General features: G+C 54.5%; 15 protein-coding genes and 1 pseudogene. 4 read left to right on the top strand and 12 right to left on the bottom strand.

All coding sequences use genetic code 11. The features are described from left to right. Positions 1 to 20 precede the first annotated feature (20 nt). The 5 genes from LZP96_RS05290 to panE all read right to left on the bottom strand — a co-directional run bounded on the left by LZP96_RS05290 (position 21) and on the right by panE (position 5,122). The gene (locus tag LZP96_RS05290; RefSeq protein WP_064325029.1) at positions 21 to 743 is read right to left on the bottom strand and encodes a glucosamine-6-phosphate deaminase; all 723 of its coding nucleotides are present in this window, start codon (positions 741 to 743) and stop codon (positions 21 to 23) included. Positions 744 to 752: 9 nt separating this feature from the next. After that, complete coding sequence (locus tag LZP96_RS05285) at positions 753 to 2,066, bottom strand: 6-phospho-beta-glucosidase (RefSeq protein WP_258925720.1); 1,314 nt, start codon at positions 2,064 to 2,066, stop codon at positions 753 to 755. An 11-nt stretch (positions 2,067 to 2,077) separates the two neighbouring features. Continuing rightward, positions 2,078 to 3,343, bottom strand: coding sequence for a PTS sugar transporter subunit IIC (locus LZP96_RS05280; protein WP_258925731.1), 1,266 nt, complete (start codon positions 3,341 to 3,343; stop codon positions 2,078 to 2,080). Positions 3,344 to 3,654: 311 nt separating this feature from the next. Next, a complete protein-coding gene (yajL, locus tag LZP96_RS05275) occupies positions 3,655 to 4,248 on the bottom strand; it encodes a protein deglycase YajL (protein ID WP_230352400.1) in 594 nt (197 codons plus the stop codon). Next, the gene (panE, locus tag LZP96_RS05270) at positions 4,211 to 5,122 is read right to left on the bottom strand and encodes a 2-dehydropantoate 2-reductase (RefSeq protein ID WP_064325033.1); all 912 of its coding nucleotides are present in this window, start codon (positions 5,120 to 5,122) and stop codon (positions 4,211 to 4,213) included. Before panE ends, yajL begins: the two co-directional genes overlap by 38 nt. A 127-nt stretch (positions 5,123 to 5,249) precedes the next feature. Here panE and LZP96_RS05265 point away from each other — a divergent pair, with 127 nt between their 5' ends. After that, a complete protein-coding gene (locus LZP96_RS05265; RefSeq protein WP_064325034.1) occupies positions 5,250 to 5,741 on the top strand; it encodes a YajQ family cyclic di-GMP-binding protein in 492 nt (163 codons plus the stop codon). Between the two features lie 31 nt (positions 5,742 to 5,772). Here the strand turns inward: LZP96_RS05265 and LZP96_RS05260 are convergent, their stop codons facing one another. After that, positions 5,773 to 7,134, bottom strand: a complete 1,362-nt coding sequence (locus LZP96_RS05260) for an MFS transporter (RefSeq protein ID WP_258925719.1) — start codon at positions 7,132 to 7,134, stop codon at positions 5,773 to 5,775. A gap of 379 nt (positions 7,135 to 7,513) precedes the next feature. Here LZP96_RS05260 and LZP96_RS05255 point away from each other — a divergent pair, with 379 nt between their 5' ends. Then, positions 7,514 to 8,845 (top strand): glycoside hydrolase family 172 protein, encoded by a 1,332-nt coding sequence (locus tag LZP96_RS05255; protein WP_258925718.1) that lies wholly within the window; start codon positions 7,514 to 7,516, stop codon positions 8,843 to 8,845. A 58-nt stretch (positions 8,846 to 8,903) separates the two neighbouring features. After that, entirely contained in the window at positions 8,904 to 10,247 is a 1,344-nt protein-coding gene (locus LZP96_RS05250) for an MFS transporter (RefSeq protein ID WP_258925717.1), read from the top strand. Between the two features lie 53 nt (positions 10,248 to 10,300). Here the strand turns inward: LZP96_RS05250 and fucA are convergent, their stop codons facing one another. The 6 genes and pseudogenes from fucA to LZP96_RS05220 form a co-directional block, all read right to left on the bottom strand. Then, positions 10,301 to 10,948, bottom strand: coding sequence for an L-fuculose-phosphate aldolase (gene fucA, locus LZP96_RS05245; RefSeq protein ID WP_064325038.1), 648 nt, complete (start codon positions 10,946 to 10,948; stop codon positions 10,301 to 10,303). Positions 10,949 to 10,975: 27 nt separating this feature from the next. Further along, positions 10,976 to 11,971 carry a LacI family DNA-binding transcriptional regulator gene (locus LZP96_RS05240; protein ID WP_258925716.1) on the bottom strand — a complete coding sequence of 332 codons (996 nt, stop codon included), beginning with the start codon at positions 11,969 to 11,971 and terminating at the stop codon, positions 10,976 to 10,978. A gap of 61 nt (positions 11,972 to 12,032) precedes the next feature. Continuing rightward, entirely contained in the window at positions 12,033 to 13,622 is a 1,590-nt protein-coding gene (locus LZP96_RS05235; protein ID WP_258925715.1) for an FGGY-family carbohydrate kinase, read from the bottom strand. A gap of 11 nt (positions 13,623 to 13,633) precedes the next feature. Then, on the bottom strand, positions 13,634 to 14,584 hold the full coding sequence (locus LZP96_RS05230; RefSeq protein ID WP_064325041.1) for an ABC transporter substrate-binding protein: 951 nt from the start codon (positions 14,582 to 14,584) through the stop codon (positions 13,634 to 13,636). 46 nt (positions 14,585 to 14,630) lie between these two features. Beyond that, a pseudogene (locus LZP96_RS05225) lies at positions 14,631 to 15,613 on the bottom strand (ABC transporter permease). A gap of 2 nt (positions 15,614 to 15,615) precedes the next feature. After that, on the bottom strand, positions 15,616 to 17,115 hold the full coding sequence (locus LZP96_RS05220) for a sugar ABC transporter ATP-binding protein (RefSeq protein WP_064325043.1): 1,500 nt from the start codon (positions 17,113 to 17,115) through the stop codon (positions 15,616 to 15,618). 409 nt (positions 17,116 to 17,524) lie between these two features. Between LZP96_RS05220 and fucI the strand changes: the two genes are divergently transcribed. Next, a complete protein-coding gene (gene fucI / locus LZP96_RS05215) occupies positions 17,525 to 19,303 on the top strand; it encodes an L-fucose isomerase (RefSeq protein ID WP_064325044.1) in 1,779 nt (592 codons plus the stop codon). Positions 19,304 to 19,310 lie beyond the last annotated feature (7 nt).

The following is a 19,310-nucleotide window of genomic DNA, read 5'->3' as shown; positions in this document are numbered from 1 at the left end:
GCCTGCGCCTGTGTGATGCCTTAAAGACGCGATGCCGCCGGTTTATCCACCACCACCTGCAAACGGGGGTGCGACTTAAGCAGGGTGGCAGGGATGGCGGGCGTTGCCGGCTCGCGAACGGTTTGCGCCACAATAGCCGCTTTCTTCTCACCGCTTGCCATCAGAATGACCGAGTTTGCCTCAAGGATCGTTTTCATCCCAAGCGTAATGCCCTGCTTCACCTGACGCGGTTGATCGAAATATTTCGCCGAAACGGACTGGGTGACCGCATCCAGATCCACGATATGGCAATAGGTGTCCGTGGCCGCGCCAGGCTCGTTAAAGCCGATATGACCGTTCATGCCGATCCCGAGTACGACCAGGCTGATACCGCCGCGATCGGAAATAAAACGGTCGACGCGCCGACACTCTTCGGCGGGGGCCGCCGTTCTGCCGTCAAAAAAACATATCTGTTCTTCGCGCAGCGTCAAATGATCGAAAAAGTGTCCCCAGACCATTTCACGGCAGCTGCCTTTATCGGCTTTGCTCAGCCCCAGCCATTCGTCCAGGCCAACAAATGCGGCCTGCGTTAAATCGACATCACCTTTGCGGCTGGCGTCCACCAGCGCGCTGAACACCCCCAGCGGCGTATCACCCCCGGCTATGCAAATCAGCGCGTCCGGCTTTTCCTTCACGGTTTTAATAATGCGCTGCGCAACGGTCGCGCTTAGCGCCTGATAATCGTCGACAATTTCCACGTTCATTGCAGCTCCTTAGCGTTTGGCATACTGAGGTAAGTAGAGATGATTGGCATCCAGATAGTCGTTGAGGATTTGTTCGGCCACGGCTGCTGACGGCACAATCGGGTTGATGCTGAGCGCCATCAGCGCGGTATCGTAATCCCCGGTGACCGCCGCCTCCACCGTCAGCTCTTCATAGGCTTTTACGCTTTGGATCAGCCCGCGAATTTTGACCGGCAGACGACCGTAGGCCAGAGGATGCGCGCCGTGTCTGTCGATCATGGCATTGGTTTCCAGCGTCACGCGATCGGGCAGATCCGGCGTGGTGCCATTGTTGACCGTGTTCACAACGTGGATCTCTTTTTTATCGTTATAAACAGAGCTGATGATCGAGCAGGCGGTGTCGGAATACCAGGCGCCGCCGCGCTGCTCCAGCTCTTTCGGCTTATGCTTCAACGCCGGATCCTGGTACATGGCGAACAGTCTTTTTTCTATTTCACGGGTTTGCTCCCCGCGGGTTCCTTTGTGCTGACTGTCCTGAAGGGCGGCGTCGGTCATTTCCCGGGTGAGGAAGTAATACTTGAGATAGGAGATGGGGTACATATGTAGCGCGCGGGCAAAGCGGGAAGAGAAGCCAATGTCAGGGATATTTTTCAGGGTGTTGTCCGCGCTGCCGTGGGCCAGCTTGTCGATAAAATCGTCGGTCATCTCCTCGCCTTTAACGTAAATCTTATCGGCGAAGATCAGATGGTTAAGACCAATAATCCGGGCGTATACCTCTGACTTGCTGCAGGCGTAGGCTTTCGCGATATCCATCATCATGCTGTTGGCACCGCTGCAAATCCCGATGGTTTTTATCGCACTGTGCCGCGTAATTGCCTCGGTCACAATTCCCGCCGGGTTGGTGAAATTGATCAGCCAGGCGTCAGGACACCATTTTTCCATATCACGGCAAATATCCAGCAGCACAGGAATGGTTCGCTGGGCTTTCATAAATCCGCCGGGGCCGGTGGTTTCTTGCCCCAGCACGCCATATTTCAGCGGGATTTTTTCATCCTGGATCCGCGCGTCGAGAAAGCCTACGCGCAGCTGCGTGGTGACGAAATCCGCGTCTTTCAGCGCCGCTTTTCTGTCGAGCGTCAGGTGGATTTTCATGGGAAGGCCCGCCTCGGCCACCATACGCTGGGCGAGCTTGCCGACAATCTCCAGCTTCTCACGACCTTCTTCAATGTCCAGCAGGTAGTAATCGGTAACAGGAAGTTCAGCGTAACGCTTGATAAATCCGTCAATCAGTTCCGGGGTGTAACTTGATCCCCCGCCAATCGTGACAATTTTGAGCTTTTTCATCATGGATCCTTTTACAGGGTAGATCGGGAAAGCGATTCCGCGTCGTCGTGCTGCCTCTCTTCGGCTGCTTCTGTTTGCAGTTGACGACGTTCAGCGAGTTTGAAAAAGGGCAGCCAGACGAGGGCTGATATCACCAGGGTACAAACGGACCACAGCACGGCGGGGATATTGCCACCGGTGACAAACCAGGCGGCGAAAATGGGCGGCATCGTCCAGGGAATTTGTAAAACCGGACGCCCGATAATATCGAAATACATCAGGGTGTAGGTGGCGGTACACAGGATCATCGGCGTCAGGGTGAAGGGGATCATCAGCAGCGGGTTAAAGACGATGGGACAGCCAAATATCACCGGCTCGTTAATACAAAAAAGAGCCGAGGGCAGAGAGAGCTTGCCGACCGATTTATACAGCTTACTGCGCGAGCGCAACATCGCCATGACCAGGCCCATTGTGGCGCCCGTGCCACCCAGGCACATAAACACAATGTAAAAGCCATCTGCGGTGATATGGGGAACAGGCTGGTGGTGTAACCAGGCCTGGGTGTTTTCCGCGATGTACTTAAGAAAAATAGGGCTGGTGATACCCGAGAGCACGTTATCGCCATGAATGCCGCAGCACCAGAGCAGCGAGATCAAAAAGATAAGGACCAGCATGCCGGGCAGGGAGCCTAAGCCGGTCACCAGTGGGCTGAAGAGCAGCGTAAAGAAATGGTTGATATCAAAGTTAAGAATCACCCTGACGAACCAGATAAGCGTAATGGCGACGGCCGCAGGGATCAGGCTGGCAAACGACTGGGCGACGGCCGGGGGAACGCCGTCCGGGAGCGTAATGACCACGTTATGTTGAATAAAAAAACGCACAATGTGCACGGTGATAATAGCCAGAATAATGGCGGAAAACAGTCCCGCCGCGCCGAGATTATCCGTATTCAGCTGATAGTTTTCGTTGAGCTGGGCCAGTAAAAACACCACCAGCGTGACGATGCAGCAGGTGATTGCGTTGAGCTGATACGCCTTCGCCAGGTTATAGCTGATACCAATCGCGGAAATCAGCCCAATTGCGCCAAACGTAACGGCCACCGGCGCGCTGAGCTTTTCCGCAAACGGGCCGAGCCACTCCGTCCAGCCGGGGATGGGTAAATTGGCCAGGATCAGGAAGACGCTGCCGGTAATGGTAAAAGACAAGGTCAGGGCGATGCCGTTACGCACCGCGACCAGCATTTTATTTTCCCCTACGCGAATCAGGACAGGAATGACGCTGTTCTCAAGAAATGTCATCACATTGCTTACTCCAGAAGAGATTGCTGTGCTCCGCCATGCGTGATGCGCAGACAAAATAGCGGCGTATTTTTCAACTGGTATATGCCAGTTGAGGTGAGTTTTTCATGGATATATTTTTCTGTCAAACAGAGGGGTGACTCAGAGGCGTCAGAAATTTTTCATTCTAATCAATGAGTAATGTGGATTTTCTGTAAGGGGCGTGGCGCAGAAGGCCAAAGAAAGATGAGAAGTGTGATGGCGCACGCACTCTGTTCAGGAGGGGGGAGCGGCTGGCCTAAGCGCCAGCCTGATGCATGCGTCAGTTAAAATCAGGCCTCGTAATAGTTGAAGATGCCTGCGGCAATGACCAGCGAAGAGGCGACCTCATGGGCCTTTTCACGGCCTGCCAGAAGATCGATGAGCTTCAGGGCAAAATCGATAGAGGTGCCGGGCCCCTGGCTGGTCAGCAGATTGACGCGCGGGTCCCACACGACGCGTTTATCCACCCATTGCGCTTCAGGTATGGTCTCTTTCAGCGCCGGGAAGCCGGTCATATTGCCAATCGGGAAAAGATTGTGCGGGACCAGCACCGTGCCAGCCGCGGCACAGATCGCCGCAACGAGCCGCCCGGAGAGGTGAAACTGCCGAACGGTTTCCACCAGCAGCGGACTGTCGCGAAAACATTCCGCCCCTTTCAGACCGCCGGGCAGAACGATAACGTCATAATCACCGTCGGCCACTTCGACCAGCGGGGCGTCCGCCATAATCTTGACCCCGCGCGAGCAGGTGATGAGCCGATCGCCATCGCTGGCGACGCTGGCGGTGGTGACCTGGATGCCTGCGCGCACCAGCAGATCGATAGTCGTGACCGCTTCGGTCTCTTCGCTACCAGGGGCGAGGCAAATCAGTGCCGACACGCTCATATTCACTCTCCTTACGTTTTACTCGGTCATACAGACGGGCGTTTTCCGGCACGTTGATCCCGTGGGCCCGGGCGCGCTTTAACAGATAGCCGGTGATATAGTCGATTTCGGTATGGCGCTGTGCACGCACGTCCTGCAACATTGATGAGATATTTTCTGCCGTGCTATCGATGACCTGATCGACAAAATAACGGACATCTTCGACAGAGGAGTGTAAGCCCTCACGCTGGATAACGGCCGCCACTTCTTCGCACAGCGCGGCGATCTCCTGCGGATGATTTTTCAGTTCACCATTAGGACAATCCCACAGAGCCGTTAGCGGATTGATCACGCAATTCACCGCCAGCTTACGCCACAGCTGCGGGCGGATATTATTGTGCCAGGCCACATCCGGCAGGACATGCTGCAAAATATCCGCCAGATAACTGTAATCAGCGTCCTGCGTTTTCGCCGGACCAATATGGGTAATACCGCTGGCGACGTGAATGATGATGTTACCGTCACGTCTGGCTGCATGGGTTGTGGTTGCCATCAGCAGCGGGTGATCACTATTTTTTAGCTCATCGATGGTCCCCATGCCGTTATGCAACAGGATTATCGGCGAGGTTTTCGGGAGCGTGGCGGTCAGGGCTTTTACCGCATCTGACACCTGCCAGGCCTTTAATGTCACCAGCAGCAGGTCGCTTTGCGCCAGGAAATCGGGATCGTTGGCAATGAGGGACTCATTAAAGATTGTGCCATCTTCCTCGATTAAGTTGACGCTGCAATAGGGCTGCGGAACGCGCAACCAGCCTTGAACCTCGTGTCCCTGCTTTCGAAGAGCAGTCAGCCAGAGCTGACCGAGCGCGCCGCATCCGAGCACGGTAATTTTCATGATTCCTCCTCACCTGAAACTGCGCAGGTGTTACGGCCTAAGTATAGCGCCGTCAGCTAAGCTACTGTTGAGTTATGCCTCGTTGCGGGTATTATGCAACGCAACAAATGTGAAGGGAGAAGAAAAGATGCCATCTTTCGATATTGTTTCCGAAGTTGATATCCAGGAAGTGCGTAACGGCGTAGACAACGCCAGCCGTGAAGTTGAGTCACGCTTCGATTTTCGTGGCGTAGAGGCCAGTTTTGAACTGAACGACGCAAATAAGACCATCAAGGTTTTAAGCGAATCTGATTTCCAGGTCAATCAGCTGCTGGACATCTTGCGCGCTAAGCTGCTCAAGCGCGGCATTGAAGGCGCTTCACTCGACGTGCCTGACGAATTTGTTCACAGCGGCAAAACCTGGTTTGTTGAAGCCAAACTGAAGCAGGGTATTGATAGCGCGATGCAGAAAAAGGTCGTCAAGCTCATCAAAGACAGCAAGCTGAAGGTACAGGCGCAGATTCAGGGCGAAGAGATTCGCGTGACCGGTAAATCCCGCGACGATCTCCAGGGCGTAATGGCGCTGGTGCGCGGCGGCGATCTGGGTCAGCCGTTCCAGTTTAAAAACTTCCGCGATTAAATTAAAAAAGCCCGGTTTCCCGGGCTTTTTCTCAGGCGCGTATCGCCTCTTCGACCTCAAAGCGGTTTGTCACTTTACTGTCGATTTTCACGTAGGCACTGCGCTCTTGCGGCACTATCAGCACTTCGCTGATGCCGTCTTTCGCTTCAAGCCGTTGTTTAAGCGCCTCGCTCATCTCCACGCCGTCCGGAATTTCAACGCGCAGGCTACTTACATAGCGCGGCTCTTTCATCGTACTGGCGACCAGAAGCCAGACCATGGCCAATAACGCGCCTGCCAGAAAAACGGTTTGTGAGTCGAAAAAGCCATCCACCCAACCGCCCAGCGATCCGCCAATGGCGACGCCTAAAAACTGGCTGGTGGAATAGATGCCCATCGCCGTGCCTTTGTAACCTGCGGGCGACTCTTTGCTGATAAGGGAGGGCAATAATGCTTCCATCAGGTTGAAGGCCAGGAAGAAGAGCTGCACGCCCACGACCAGCTCCCAGAAGTGCGGGCCGGAACCCCACAGCACGATTTCAGCAATCAGCAGGATGACAACGCAGGTGACGAATACCCGCTTCATGCGGCGCTTCACTTCGGCGTAAATGATAAAAGGCACAACCGAAACGAACGAGATAAGCATCGTCACCAGATAGATTTTCCAGTGTTCCGCCGCAGGGAAACCCGCCGCTGCCAGCTGGCCCGGCAGGGCGACAAAGGTGGACATCAGCAAAATATGCAGGCACATGATGCCAAAATTCAGCTTCAACAGGCGCGGTTCTATGAGGACCTTGCTGAAGCAGCCTTTCACCATCCCGGACTCACGGTTCAGCACATGGTTTTTACTGTCCGGCACCACCCAAATCGTCAGCGCGATGCCAATGCTGGCAAGGATAGCAATCATCCAGAACAGCGCGTTCAACCCCAGCGCGTGGGTAATAATGGGACCGAGCACCATGGCGATCGCAAACGTTACCCCGAAGCTCACGCCAATAAAGGCCATCGCTTTGGTGCGATTCTGCTCGCGGGTTAAATCGGACAGCAGCGCCATAACGGCGGCGGCAATCGCGCCGGAGCCTTGTAAGGCGCGACCCAGAATAATGCCCCAGATTGAGTGGGAGAGAGCAGCGATGATGCTGCCAAGCACAAATACCAGCAGTCCGCCGACAATCAGCGGCTTGCGGCCAATGCGGTCAGAGAGCAGGCCAAACGGAATCTGAAACACAGCCTGCGCCAGACCATAGATACCAATCGCCAGGCCAATGAGCGCTTCGCTGGCCCCCTGGAGCGCCATACCGTATGTGGTCAGAACAGGCAGGACCATAAACATGCCAAGCATACGTAGTGAGAAAACAGTCCCTAAACCCCAGGTTGCGCGCAGTTCACCTGGCGTCATTTTATAGTCGTTCATTACCACCTCTGACAAAAAGCAGGCCATAGTTTAGGCGGCAACCGAGGGAGGGTAAACAGTTAACGCAGGCATTACATTGTAAAAATATAATTCACATGACTTATATATTATTGCGTTGTCATTCTGTTTTATATTCTCGGGATTATAATATTCATTATGAAAATATTCTCTCCCGTCTTGTTAATCAATAAGATGCGATATTTTAAATGACCCTAATCACAGTCTCCTGGAAATAATATTGCGTTGAAATAATAAAAAAACTATTTTGCTAACTCGACTTAGCATTGAATTTTTATATTTCTGTCTTCCTGTCAGGGCGATAGAGCTGTGCGCAAATGGCGGGTCGCATCTTCTGTTTTAACACGCAAAGGAGAGCAACATGTCAGAGTCTCACCAGGGGTTTCTACATACTCTGTCTCATATTAAAAATGCCCGAAGCGGGCGGCTGTCGAGCTGGGATCAAAGCGGCAGAAATCAGGACTACTGGATGATCCCGCCCGGCGAAACCATACGGCTGGCCGATATCTCGGGGAGTGGCTGCATTACGCACATCTGGATGACGCAGTTTTGCCGCCGTCTTCTGGGGCCGGGACTGATAGATCCAACGCTTGGGCAATACGTTGCGCCCATTAATGAAATCAATAACGCGCTGGGGGTGAGCTGGGAAGATCACGACGAGGCCTATTACCGCAAAGTGGTGTTAAAGATGTACTGGGATAATCAGACGGTTCCCTCGGTGATTGTGCCGCTGGGGGATTTTTTCTGTCTGGGTCACAGCATTCCCGCGAATTTTCACTCGCTGCCGTTCAGCGTCTCTGTCAGACCCGAGGAGTGTTTTAAACCCGGGGGAACCGCCGCGCTCAATTGTTATCTGCCTATGCCCTTTAACGAGCGGGCGATAATCGAAGTTGAAAATCAAAACGATGTGCCTTACGGGCAGTATTTTAATATTGATTATGAGCTCTATCCCCAACCGCATGGGGATAATATTGCTCGCTTTCACGCCTGGTGGAAGCGAGAAAATCCGTGCAAAGGCTGGGCGCCGGAATTACAGGTGAACAGCCCGGAGGTGAATATTACCGAGCTGAACGGCAATAATAATTATGTGCTGATGGACGTGGCGGGCGAGGGGCATTATATCGGTTGTAATTTATCGGTGCGCCATCGCCAGTCTACCTGGTGGGGCGAAGGCGATGAGATGATCTTTATCGATGATGACGCTCCCTGGCCGCCACGCATTCACGGCACGGGAACGGAAGATTATTTTAACCACGCGTGGGGAATGCAGGATAACGCGGGTTTATTTAACGGATCGTCCTTGCACGACTCTCATGTGAAAGGATTTCAGACCAGCTACCGTTTTCACCTCACCGATCCCGTTCATTTCAAAAAGCGCATCCGCGTGACGATGGAACATGGACATGCGAACCATCTCGCGGATGACTGGTCCTCGACGGTTTACTGGTATCAAAAGCTTCCTTCGCCCCACTTAGCGCTTCAGCCAGTGGAAACGCGCATACCGGGCCGACCCGGCGACGCGTTCCCGCCGTTTCAGGACGTGGAACTGAATGCGGAGATGGTGGCACAAAAAGCGCGGGCCCAGGCCCGGTTTGAGCATTGGTCTGCGTTGCGCCAGCGGGAGATTGATAAAAAGATCCTCGCGACCCGTGAAAAATCTCAACGGAATGTGGATAACGGCTCAGGCTCCTGATCAACCCCTCTGGCGCTTTCGGGTGTGCTCAACGGGGGCGCCTTTATAAGACGATAAAATGATGAATACACGTCTGTCCATATTCGAAAAAAGCGCTTACGGCGCCGGGGATATGGGGCTGACTATCTCTATTATTTCAGCCTCTATATTAATCTATGCCTTTTTAATTCAGGTTGTCGGTCTGACACCCGTCGATGCTGGCTGGATATTAATGATTGTCAGAACCATCGACGCTTTTTCCGATCCGCTCATGGGTATTTTGACGAATAAAGTTAAAACCCGCTATGGTCGCTATCGGCACTGGCTCATTATTGGCGCGCTGCCGTTTGGTGTGTCGCTCTGGCTATTATTTACCACGGTAGGGGAAACCTACAGTGCCAAAATGGCGTGGTCGACCGGCGCTTATATCTTTAACAGCCTGGCCTTTACGGTGCTGGCCATTCCGTATATTTCGTTGATTGGGGTTATTACTACCGATCCTCAGGAACGGCTGAATGCCAACGCGTTTCGTTTTCCGATGGCCAAAGTGGCGACGCTCATTGTGTCGACCTTTGTGCCGTACTGGGTGACGGAAGGGGGGAATGCGGAGAGTCGCTATGCGATAGCCTTTGCCGTGGTAGGGGCGGTGAGCGTGGCGATCATGCTCTTTTGCGCCTTTAACGTGAAGGAGAGGGTGCGCCAGACGGCACCCGCCGAACCCCTGCCGCGGCAGATAAGGGGATTGTGTCAAAACGATCAGTGGCTGCGGATGAGCATGGTGATGGTGGTGCTGTTTATCGGTTTTCTGGTCAATGGCAGCGTGGCTATCATGTACGGAAAAGCGTACGCGCATGCGACGGATGGCTATGGCATCGCACTGTTTATGAGCGTCGGCTCGGTGGGGGGAATTGTGGGTCCGCTGATATCCACGGCGTTAACCCGGTACTATTGCAAAGTGAAGGTGTTTCGCTACTCCATGTATGCCTCGGCGCTGGCCTCCGTTCTGGCATGGTGGTGGATTGACGAGGGTAACTTCATTGGCGCCACGCTGTTCTATCTCCTTTGCTCGACGGTTTCGCAGATTAATACGCCCATTCTCTGGTCGTCTATTACCGAAGCGGCGGAGTATGGTTATTACAAAACAGGCATTGACGCCTCGGGACTGGGGATAGGAATGATTTCGTTCTGCCAGAAGCTGGGCATGGGCATTGCCGGGCCGATTACCGGTTATCTTCTGGATTATGTGGGCTATCAGGCGCAGGGTGACGTCTCTGCAACTGCCGTTCAGGGCCTTTCAACCATTATGCTGCTGGTACCGGCGCTGTTTTATCTGCTGACCGGATGGATTTTGAAGGGCTATTTTATTAACAACGCCTACTACGTTGAGATGGTGTCGACAAAACGCTTGCCCGGCACAGTGTGAACCTCTGCGCTACGCTGAAAAAGGCCCCTCTGAGAAGATCAGAGGGGCCTTTTTTACGCCTCGACGCGCAGGCCGTAGCTTTTGAATTTCTCCAGAACGACGGCGATCTCCTCGTTACTTAATACCGGCACGGGATCCACAATTGCCAGCGTCTTCAGGTACAGTTTTGCCAGGACTTCGACTTCCTGCGCCAGCCACAAGGCTTTTTCAAGATTGTCTTCACAGGTGATGAGCCCGTGATGCTGCAATAACGTGGCCTTACGATCGCGCAGCGCGACCGCAACATGTTCCGACAGCGCCCGGGTGCCAAAGGTGGCGTACGGGGCGCAGGGAATGGAGTTTCCCCCTGCGGCGGCAATCATGTAATGAATGGCTGGAATGGGGCGATTCAGAATCGAGACTGCCGTGCAGTTCACCGCATGGTTATGGATGACGGCATGGGCATCCGGGCGGGTGTGGTACACGACCTGATGAAAACGCCATTCGCTCGACGGGAGTTTCCCCGCTTCGTGATGCCCCTGTGCATCAACAAAAACGATGCTCTCTTCGGTGAGGCGCTCATACGGGATGCCGGTAGGCGTAATGAGCATACCGTCACGGTAGCGCACGCTGACGTTTCCGGCGGTGCCCTGATTTAAACCCAGGTGGGTCATCTCAAGGCAGGTATCAATAATGTCTCTGGCTAAACGGGCTCGTTCCATTTTTATTCTCCGGGTACAGTTTTAATTTTACTGACGGGAACGTTTGACCAGCTTCATATCGACTTTCGCCGTCTCGTTGACCGCTTCGCCATCGATGGCTCGCTGCATCAGTTCAAACGCTTTTTCCGCCCAGGTATCCTCATCCTGCTGCATCGACCAGACGCTGTTCGGCAGAAATCCCAGCATGGGGTGTTCATCGAAGGTACCGATATTGATCTCCCTCGGCACCGAACCGGTACGTGTGCGCAAGGCTTCAATTGCGCCTTCAAGAACCGGCAAGGACGAGGCGATAAAGGCCTGCGGGAGCCCGCGACTGTCGATAAGCGTATTCATCAGGGCGTAGCCGCCCTGGGGCGTATTGTCAGGCCCTTCAATGACCCAGTCGCGATGGTCAATGCCCGCCGCGTGCAGCGCGTGCAGATAGCCGTTTAAACGGTCGGTGATGCTGGGAAGGGCGGTATCGCCGACCAGAAACCAGAGCGGCGTTGGACCCTCGCTCAGCATACTGCGGGTCAGTTCATCGCCCCCGGCTTCGTTATGACTTTCGACCAGCGCGTTGTCGGTAAAGCCAAAATCCCGGTCAAGCAGTACCAGCGGCTTATGGATCTGGCGAAGATGGTGCTGCTGGTTTTCCAGCGTGGACGGGACGATAAACAGACCGTCCACATTGCGCGCCATTAAGGCTTTGACCAGTTTATTCTCGTAATCCACGTCGTTGTAGGTACAGCTAATCATCAGCTGATAGCCCGAACGACGGCAGCGCAATTCCAGTTTTTCGGCGAGCGTGGCGAAGAATACGTTGGAAATATTGGGCACGATAAGGCCCAGCGTTTCGGTTTTATTCAGCTTCAGACTGCGGGCCGAGTGGTTCAGGGTGTAGCCGTAGCGCTCGACATGCTCATTAATTCTGGCCTGCGTTTTCACGCTGATCCGGTACTGTTCGGCTTTTCCGCTCAGCACCAGACGCACGGTGGTCACGGATAAATTCAAATCCTTCGCTATTTGTTCAACTGTTTTGGCCATCGCTACGCCTCAATCCTTTCCATATGTGAAAAACTGCAGATAAAGCATACGCATCCTGCCATTACATTTCCTGTTGCATCAGTTGATTCAACGCCTGTTGCTGCGTCCACAGAGTCAGGTATACCTGATACTTACGCTGATGAAACGCCACGGTGTCCGGGCGATGCGGGATGACGTCGCCGGTTTTTACCATGGCCCGTGCGGCCTGCGTCAGGGTTGACCAGGCGCCGCCGGCCACAGCGCCGCACATCGCCGCGCCCAGCGTGACTGCATCCTCCTCGGTTAAAAGATGAAGATCGCAGCCTGTGGCATCGGCGTATTCCCGCAGCCAGAGCCGGTTATGCGTGGCTCCCCCGCAGATGACAATGCGCGCCGGCACATGCCCCTGTGCCTGCAGGGCCTCAATAATATGCCGTGTGCCGTAAGCGATAGCCTGTAGCGTTGCCAGATAGAGCCTGGCCAGCGCGCGTTCGCCCGTTTCCAGAGTCAGGCCCACCACGCTGCCCCGTGCATCGGGACGCGATCGCGGTGAGCGATTACCATGATGATCGGCCAGAACATGCAGATCCCGCGTGGGATACGCCTCTTCCTGCTCCAGGGCCGCCACCCAGTCATTGATCAGCGAAACCGGATGCCGCTGTGCGGCGTCGGCTTTCGCCTGCAATTCTGCGCCGGCGAGGTGTTCGCGCAGCGTCCAGTCAACCAGTGCGCCGGCGGCGCTCTGTCCGCCTTCGGTCAGCCAGTAACCGGGCAACATGGCTCCCCAGTAAGGCCCCCAGACGCCGGGGGTGTGGATCTCATTCCGGGTTACGAGCATATGACAGTTTGAGGTCCCGCTGATGAGCGCCAGCGTGCCCTCCGGCTGCGCCGCGGTTAATGCCACGCCGCCTGCATGGGCGTCGATCATCCCGCTGGCGACAACCACCGTATCGGGCAGACCCAGCTCTTGCGCCGCCTGAGGCGTTAAGGTTCCGGCACGGCTGGCGACCGGCAGGATGCGAGCAGGGATTTTATCCAGTAATCGCCGAAGCCCCACCGCGTCAAGCAGCGAGTCGCTAAAGCGCGCCTCGTGCGCAAGGTAATTCCACTTGCAGGTGAGGGTACACAGGCTGGCGACATCCTGCCCGGTGGCCTTCCAGACGAGAAAATCGGCCAGGTCTAAAAAACGCGCGGCCTGGCGCCAGGTCTCCGGATGGTGGCGCTGTAACCACAACAGCTTGGGCAGCGCCATCTCAATGCTGACTTCGCCCCCGACGTAGCGCAGGGCAGGATCGCGCGTGGCATTAATCTGTGCGGTTTCCGCCCGGGCGCGATGGTCCATCCACATAATCGTATCCTGCGTCACCGGGCTGTCGGGGGAGACGCTCAGGCCTTGCCCTTTGTCATCCAGCGCCACCAGCGAGCAGGTGGCGTCGAAACCCAGCGAGCGGATGCGCGTGGCCGAGTGGCCCGATAACGCGACGGCTTCCCGTACGACCACGCAAACCTGCTGCCAGATCTCCGTGGACGACTGCTCAACGCGCTCGTTACTGGCGCGAAACTGCGATATCGGTCGGGTCGCAAAGCTCAGCCGCTCACCCTCTGCAGAGTAAAGCCCTGCCCGGACGCTGGCTGAACCGACGTCAACGCCGAGGAAATAGCCGTCACTCATCCTGAACTCCCTTATTTTTTTCCGAACGGATGCAGAAGTTTATCAATTTCAGGCGTGTTGATATTCTGCGCATTGACATATTTCACAGGAATATCAATTTCTTTAGCCACAGTTTGTCCAGAGATGACCGCATTTAGCGTTTTAATGCCCTGATAGCCAATCTGCCAGGCATCCTGAACCACAAATCCCTGGATCACCCCGTTGTTAAGGAAGTTAATAATGGCTTCGGTACTGTCAAAGCCGATAACTTTCACTTTGCCTTTCAGATTCTGGCTGTCGATGGCGTTGGCCACGCCCAGCGTTGCGCCTTCATTCGTGGCGTAAATCCCGGCAATATCCGGATTGGCCTGAACCATATCAATGGTTTTATCCATCGCTTTTTGCGGGTCGCCGTCGCTGTACTGTACCGGCAGCACCTGAATGTTCGGGTATTTCGCTTTCATCTGCTCGCTAAAACCTTCCGAGCGTTCTATTGCAGAGGTGGTGCCGGCGACGTGCGCAATAATGCCGACTTTTCCTTTCTGACCAACTTGTTCAGCCAGCGCATCGGCTGCCTGCGCGCCCGCCTTACGGTTATTGGTGGCAACGAAGCTGGCCGGAATAGAGGAGTTTACGCCTGAGTCGAAGGTCACCACCTTGATGCCGCGACTGTTGGCCGTTTCGACCAGCGGGGCGAGGGCATTCGCATCCAGCGCCGCCAGCAGCAGACCGTCTGGTTTTTGCGCCATAGTGTTTTCGACCAGCTGGATCTGCTCGGCAATTTGCGTTTCATCTGCCGGGCCGACATAGCTGGTTTTATCGCCCAGCTCTTTCGCGGCGGCTTCCGTTCCCAGCTTCACCGTTTGCCAGAATTCATGCTGGTAACCTTTACTGACGACCGGCAGGTTTAACTCTTTCGCCAGCGCGCTGCTGGTCATGATTGCAATGAGCGACAGCGCGCTCAGAAGATGACGGGTTTTCATTATTGTGCTCCGTAGTAGGGTTTGCAGGGCATGTAGTTTTGTGTACCTAACGCATTTTTTTACGTAACGTGTCCAGATAAACGGCGGCAATGACCACAACCCCCATCGCGACCATCTGCCAGAACTGAGAGACACCCATTAAATTGAGACCGTTTTTCAGCACGCTCATGATGAACGCACCAATGATGGTGCCGCCGATGGTGCCCACGCCGCCCATCAGGCTGGTGCCGCCGATCACCACGGCCGCTATGGCTTCCAGCTCGTATCCGACACCACGGTGGGCTGGCCCGAGTTGAGCCGTGAGGCGAGGATCACCCCGGCAATACCCGTTAACAGACCGCAGAAGGCATAAACGAAGACTTTCACCCGCTGCACTTTGATTCCTGACAGGTGGGCTGCCGTTTCATTGCTGCCGACGGCGTAGATATAGCGGCCCATCACCGTTTTTTTCAGGATCCACATCGCCACCAGGGCCACCAGAACCAGATAGAAGACCGGATAGGGCAGGACGTCGAACAATCGTCCCTGCGCCAGGGTTTTAAACATCGGATAATCAGAGAAATAAATCGCGCGGCCGTCGGTCATAACCATGTTAATGCCCCGCACGGACATCATCAGGCCGAGGGTGGCAATAAACGGTGGGATCGTCATCCTGGTCACCAGAAAAGCGTTCATATAGCCGCAGGCGCCGCCAGCCAGCACGCCTGCCAGAATACAGACCGGCAGCGGCAGCCCAAACCCTGCGGCGATGCCAACCGCCACGCCCGAGAACGCGACGACCGAACCGAGCGACAGGTCAATCCCGGCGGTAATAATCACAAACGTTACGCCAATCGCCATAATTCCAATCACCGCCGTTTGCAGGGCGATGGTCATGATGTTTTCCGTATTAAAAAAGAAGGGTGAGCTGAAGCTAAAGAACAGAATTAATAACACCAGGCTAAACAGCGGTGCCAGGCGCATCAGGAGTGCTTTATTTATTTTCATCGAATGATTCCCGCTTTGCGGCGAGGGGACGGTGACAGACATGATTAATCCTCCAGCGTGGCGTATTGCATGATTTTTTCCTGGGTGGCGTGCTCAGCCTCTATTTCGCCGGCTATACGACCGCTGCGCATTACAATAATGCGGTCGCACATACCTAAGACTTCCGGCAATTCGGATGAAATCATGATGATTGATTTGCCTTTCGCGACAAGGCGGTTCATTAACTCATATATTTCCAGCTTGGCGCCGACATCAATGCCCCGTGTTGGCTCATCGAAAATTAAAATATCGGTGTCTTTACAGACCCAGCGAGCGATAATAATTTTTTGCTGATTTCCGCCGCTCAAATTGAGCGCAGCCTGCTCCAGATGCGGCGTCTTGATGCGTAACGTCTCCACCAGTTTCTGGCTGGATTCGCGGCAACGTTTTTCATCAACCTGGCCCATACTCCCCGAGAATTCCGGGTAATTGCCGAGCATGATATTCATCTCTACCGAGAGACCGAGCGCCAGTCCCTCTTTTTTGCGATCTTCGGTTAAGTAGCTAATGCCTTTATCGATGGCGTCAGCGACATCTTTAATACGGGTGGGTTTACCGTGCAGCGTCAGGGTTCCTGCGTCGATCGGATCGGCGCCAAAGAGCGCGCGGCCAAGTTCAGTTCGACCTGCGCCCATAAGCCCCGCCAGGCCCAGGATTTCACCGCGCCAGAGCGTGAGATCGATATCCTCCAGCACGCCGTTGCGCGTCAGGCCGTTAACTTCCAGCACCTTTTCCGTGCGCTGGTGAACCGGGCGTTTAGGGTAGATATTGTCCAGATTACGGCCCACCATCAAGGCGATGAGCTCGCCTATTTTCACCGTCTCGTAATCGACGGTAGCAATATAGTGTCCGTCCCGCATAACGGTGGCACGGTCGGCAATAAGCGCCAGCTCTTCCAGACGATGAGAAATATAAACAATGCCCGTTCCCTGGGCTTTTAACATGCGGGTGACGTCAAACAGACTCTCGATTTCGCTTTCGGTCAGCGCCGCGGTCGGTTCGTCCATAATTAACACTTTGGCGTTAACGGAAATGGCTTTGGCGATTTCCACCATCTGCTGCTGGGCGACGGTTAAATCACTGACGCGCGCATCCGGCGCTATTTTTAAATTCAGGGTTTGCAGGATGTTTTCTACCGCCTGGCGTTGCGCACGTTTATCCAGCTGCCAGCGGCTCTTTTTACAAAACTCACGGCCTATATAGATATTCTCCTCGACGGTTAAATCGGGGAAGAGATTAAATTCCTGATGGATGATAGTAATTCCCACACGCTGAGCGCTCAGCGGATCGCAAAATGAGACCGGCTCGCCTGCAAAAAGAATCTCCCCGGCGTCGGGCTGGTATACCCCGGATAATATTTTCATCAGCGTCGATTTACCGGCACCGTTTTCACCAAGAAGCGCATGCACTTCTCCGGAGCGTAAATCGAAATCAACCTGATTTAGCGCCAGCACGCCGGGAAAGCGTTTAGTCATGCGCCTCATCTCAATAAGAGTCTCTGACATTGCAAAATTCCTGTGTTGGAAAGGCAATGAATCAATAGCCACATAGATTCTGTTTGTAAGCTAACTCGACTTAGCTTGCGTCCTTAAAAGCTATTTTAGGGTGCAATTTTAGCCAAATCATTTGTATTCAAATTGTGACGCTGTGCAAAGGTAATTTCATAAGCAATTGATTATTAATAATTTGAACGGTTTTTGCTGAATCGTAATACCTGACGCTGATCGAATTTTGACCTCTCATCGTGAAAGTGCTCACAGATTTTAGATAATTATGTTGTTCAATAATTGCTATCAATCCTAAGCTAATTCGAGTTAGCAAATTTATACACTTTCTGCTTCCGGTGCTGTGGATGCGCTTTAGGCATGGCGATGCCCCACGAAGCGGATAGGTTAACCAACGTGAGGAAGGGCTATGAAAACGAAAAAAGCGTTACCCCGTATTGGCATACGACCTGTCATCGATGGCCGCCGGATGGGAGTACGTGAATCTCTGGAAGAGCAGACCATGAACATGGCGAAAGCCACGGCCGCGCTGCTGAGTGAAAAATTACGCCACCCCTGCGGAACGCCGGTGGAATGCGTGATTGCCGAGAGCTGCATAGCCGGAATGGCGGAATCCGCGGCCTGCGAAGAGATGTTCAGTACGTCGCACGTTGGCCTGACCATCACCGTCACGCCGTGCTGGTGTTACGGCAGCGAAACCATCGATATGGATCCGCTTCGTCCCAAAGCGATCTGGGGCTTTAACGGCACTGAACGTCCCGGTGCGGTCTATCTAGCCGCCGCGCTGGCCGCCCATAACCAGAAAGGCATCCCGGCCTTTTCAATTTATGGTCACGACGTTCAGGACGCGGGTGATGAGGTCATCCCGACGGACGTTGAAGAAAAACTCCTGCGTTTCGCCCGGGCGGGTCTGGCGGTGGCCAGTATGAAGGGTAAAAGTTATCTGTCGGTCGGCGGCGTTTCAATGGGGATTGCGGGTTCGATCGTCGATCACCACTTCTTTGAAGCCTGGCTTGGCATGAAGGTTCAGGCGGTGGACATGACCGAGCTGCGCCGTCGTATCGATCATCAGATTTACGACGAGCAGGAACTGGAGCTGGCGCTGGGCTGGGCGAAGGCCCATTTCCGTTTCGGTGAGGATAAAAATGCCCAGCAGTATCGCCGTAATGAGGAGCAGAATGCGGAGATCCTGCGAGAAAGCGTGCTGATGGCGATGTGCATTCGCGACATGATGCAGGGTAACCCTAAACTTGCCGATATGGGTCGTGTGGAAGAGTCGCTGGGCTATAACGCGATTGCGTCTGGCTTCCAGGGGCAGCGTCACTGGACGGATCATTATCCAAACGGCGATACCGCCGAGGCCTTGCTGAACAGCTCCTTCGACTGGAACGGTATCCGTCAGCCTTACGTTGTCGCCACCGAAAATGACAGCCTCAACGGCGTGGCAATGCTGTTTGGTCATCTGATGACGGGCACCGCGCAAATCTTTGCCGATGTCCGTACCTTCTGGTCGCCGGAGTCGGTGCTGCGCGTTACCGGGCAGAAACTTACCGGACGGGCGGAACACGGCATTATTCACCTGATCAACTCCGGCTCAGCGGCGCTGGACGGTACGGCGGAGCAGAAAGATGCCCAGGGCAATCCGACGCTGAAGCCACACTGGGAAATCAGTGAACAGGAGGCGGAGGCCTGCCTGGCTGCAACACAGTGGTGTCCTGCGGTGCATGAGTATTTTCGTGGCGGCGGCTTCTCATCAAACTTTCTCACCCGCGGCGGCGTGCCGTTTACGATGACCCGCGTCAACATCATTAAGGGGATTGGTCCGGTACTGCAAATTGCGGAGGGCTGGAGCATAGAACTGCCGGAGGAGGTGCATGACGTGCTGAACAAACGTACCGATTCCAGCTGGCCGACGACCTGGTTTGCGCCTCGACTCACCGGGAAAGGGCCTTTCAGCGATGTCTATTCAGTGATGGCAAACTGGGGCGCAAACCATGGTGTGTTAACGGTGGGGCATGTGGGGGCTGATTTTATTACGCTGGCCTCCATGCTGCGTATCCCTGTCTGTATGCATAACGTGCCGGAAGAGCAGATCTATCGCCCGACGGCGTGGGGCGCCTACGGCATGGACGTCGAAGGCCAGGATTATCGCGCCTGTGAAACCTACGGACCGCTGTATAAACGTTGAGTCTGGC

The organism is Huaxiibacter chinensis (assembly GCF_022171985.1).
Classification (GTDB): Bacteria; Pseudomonadota; Gammaproteobacteria; order Enterobacterales; family Enterobacteriaceae; genus Enterobacter; species Enterobacter chinensis_A.
Note: the sequence above shows the minus strand (reverse complement) of the source record. Positions and strands in the feature narration are given on the sequence as shown.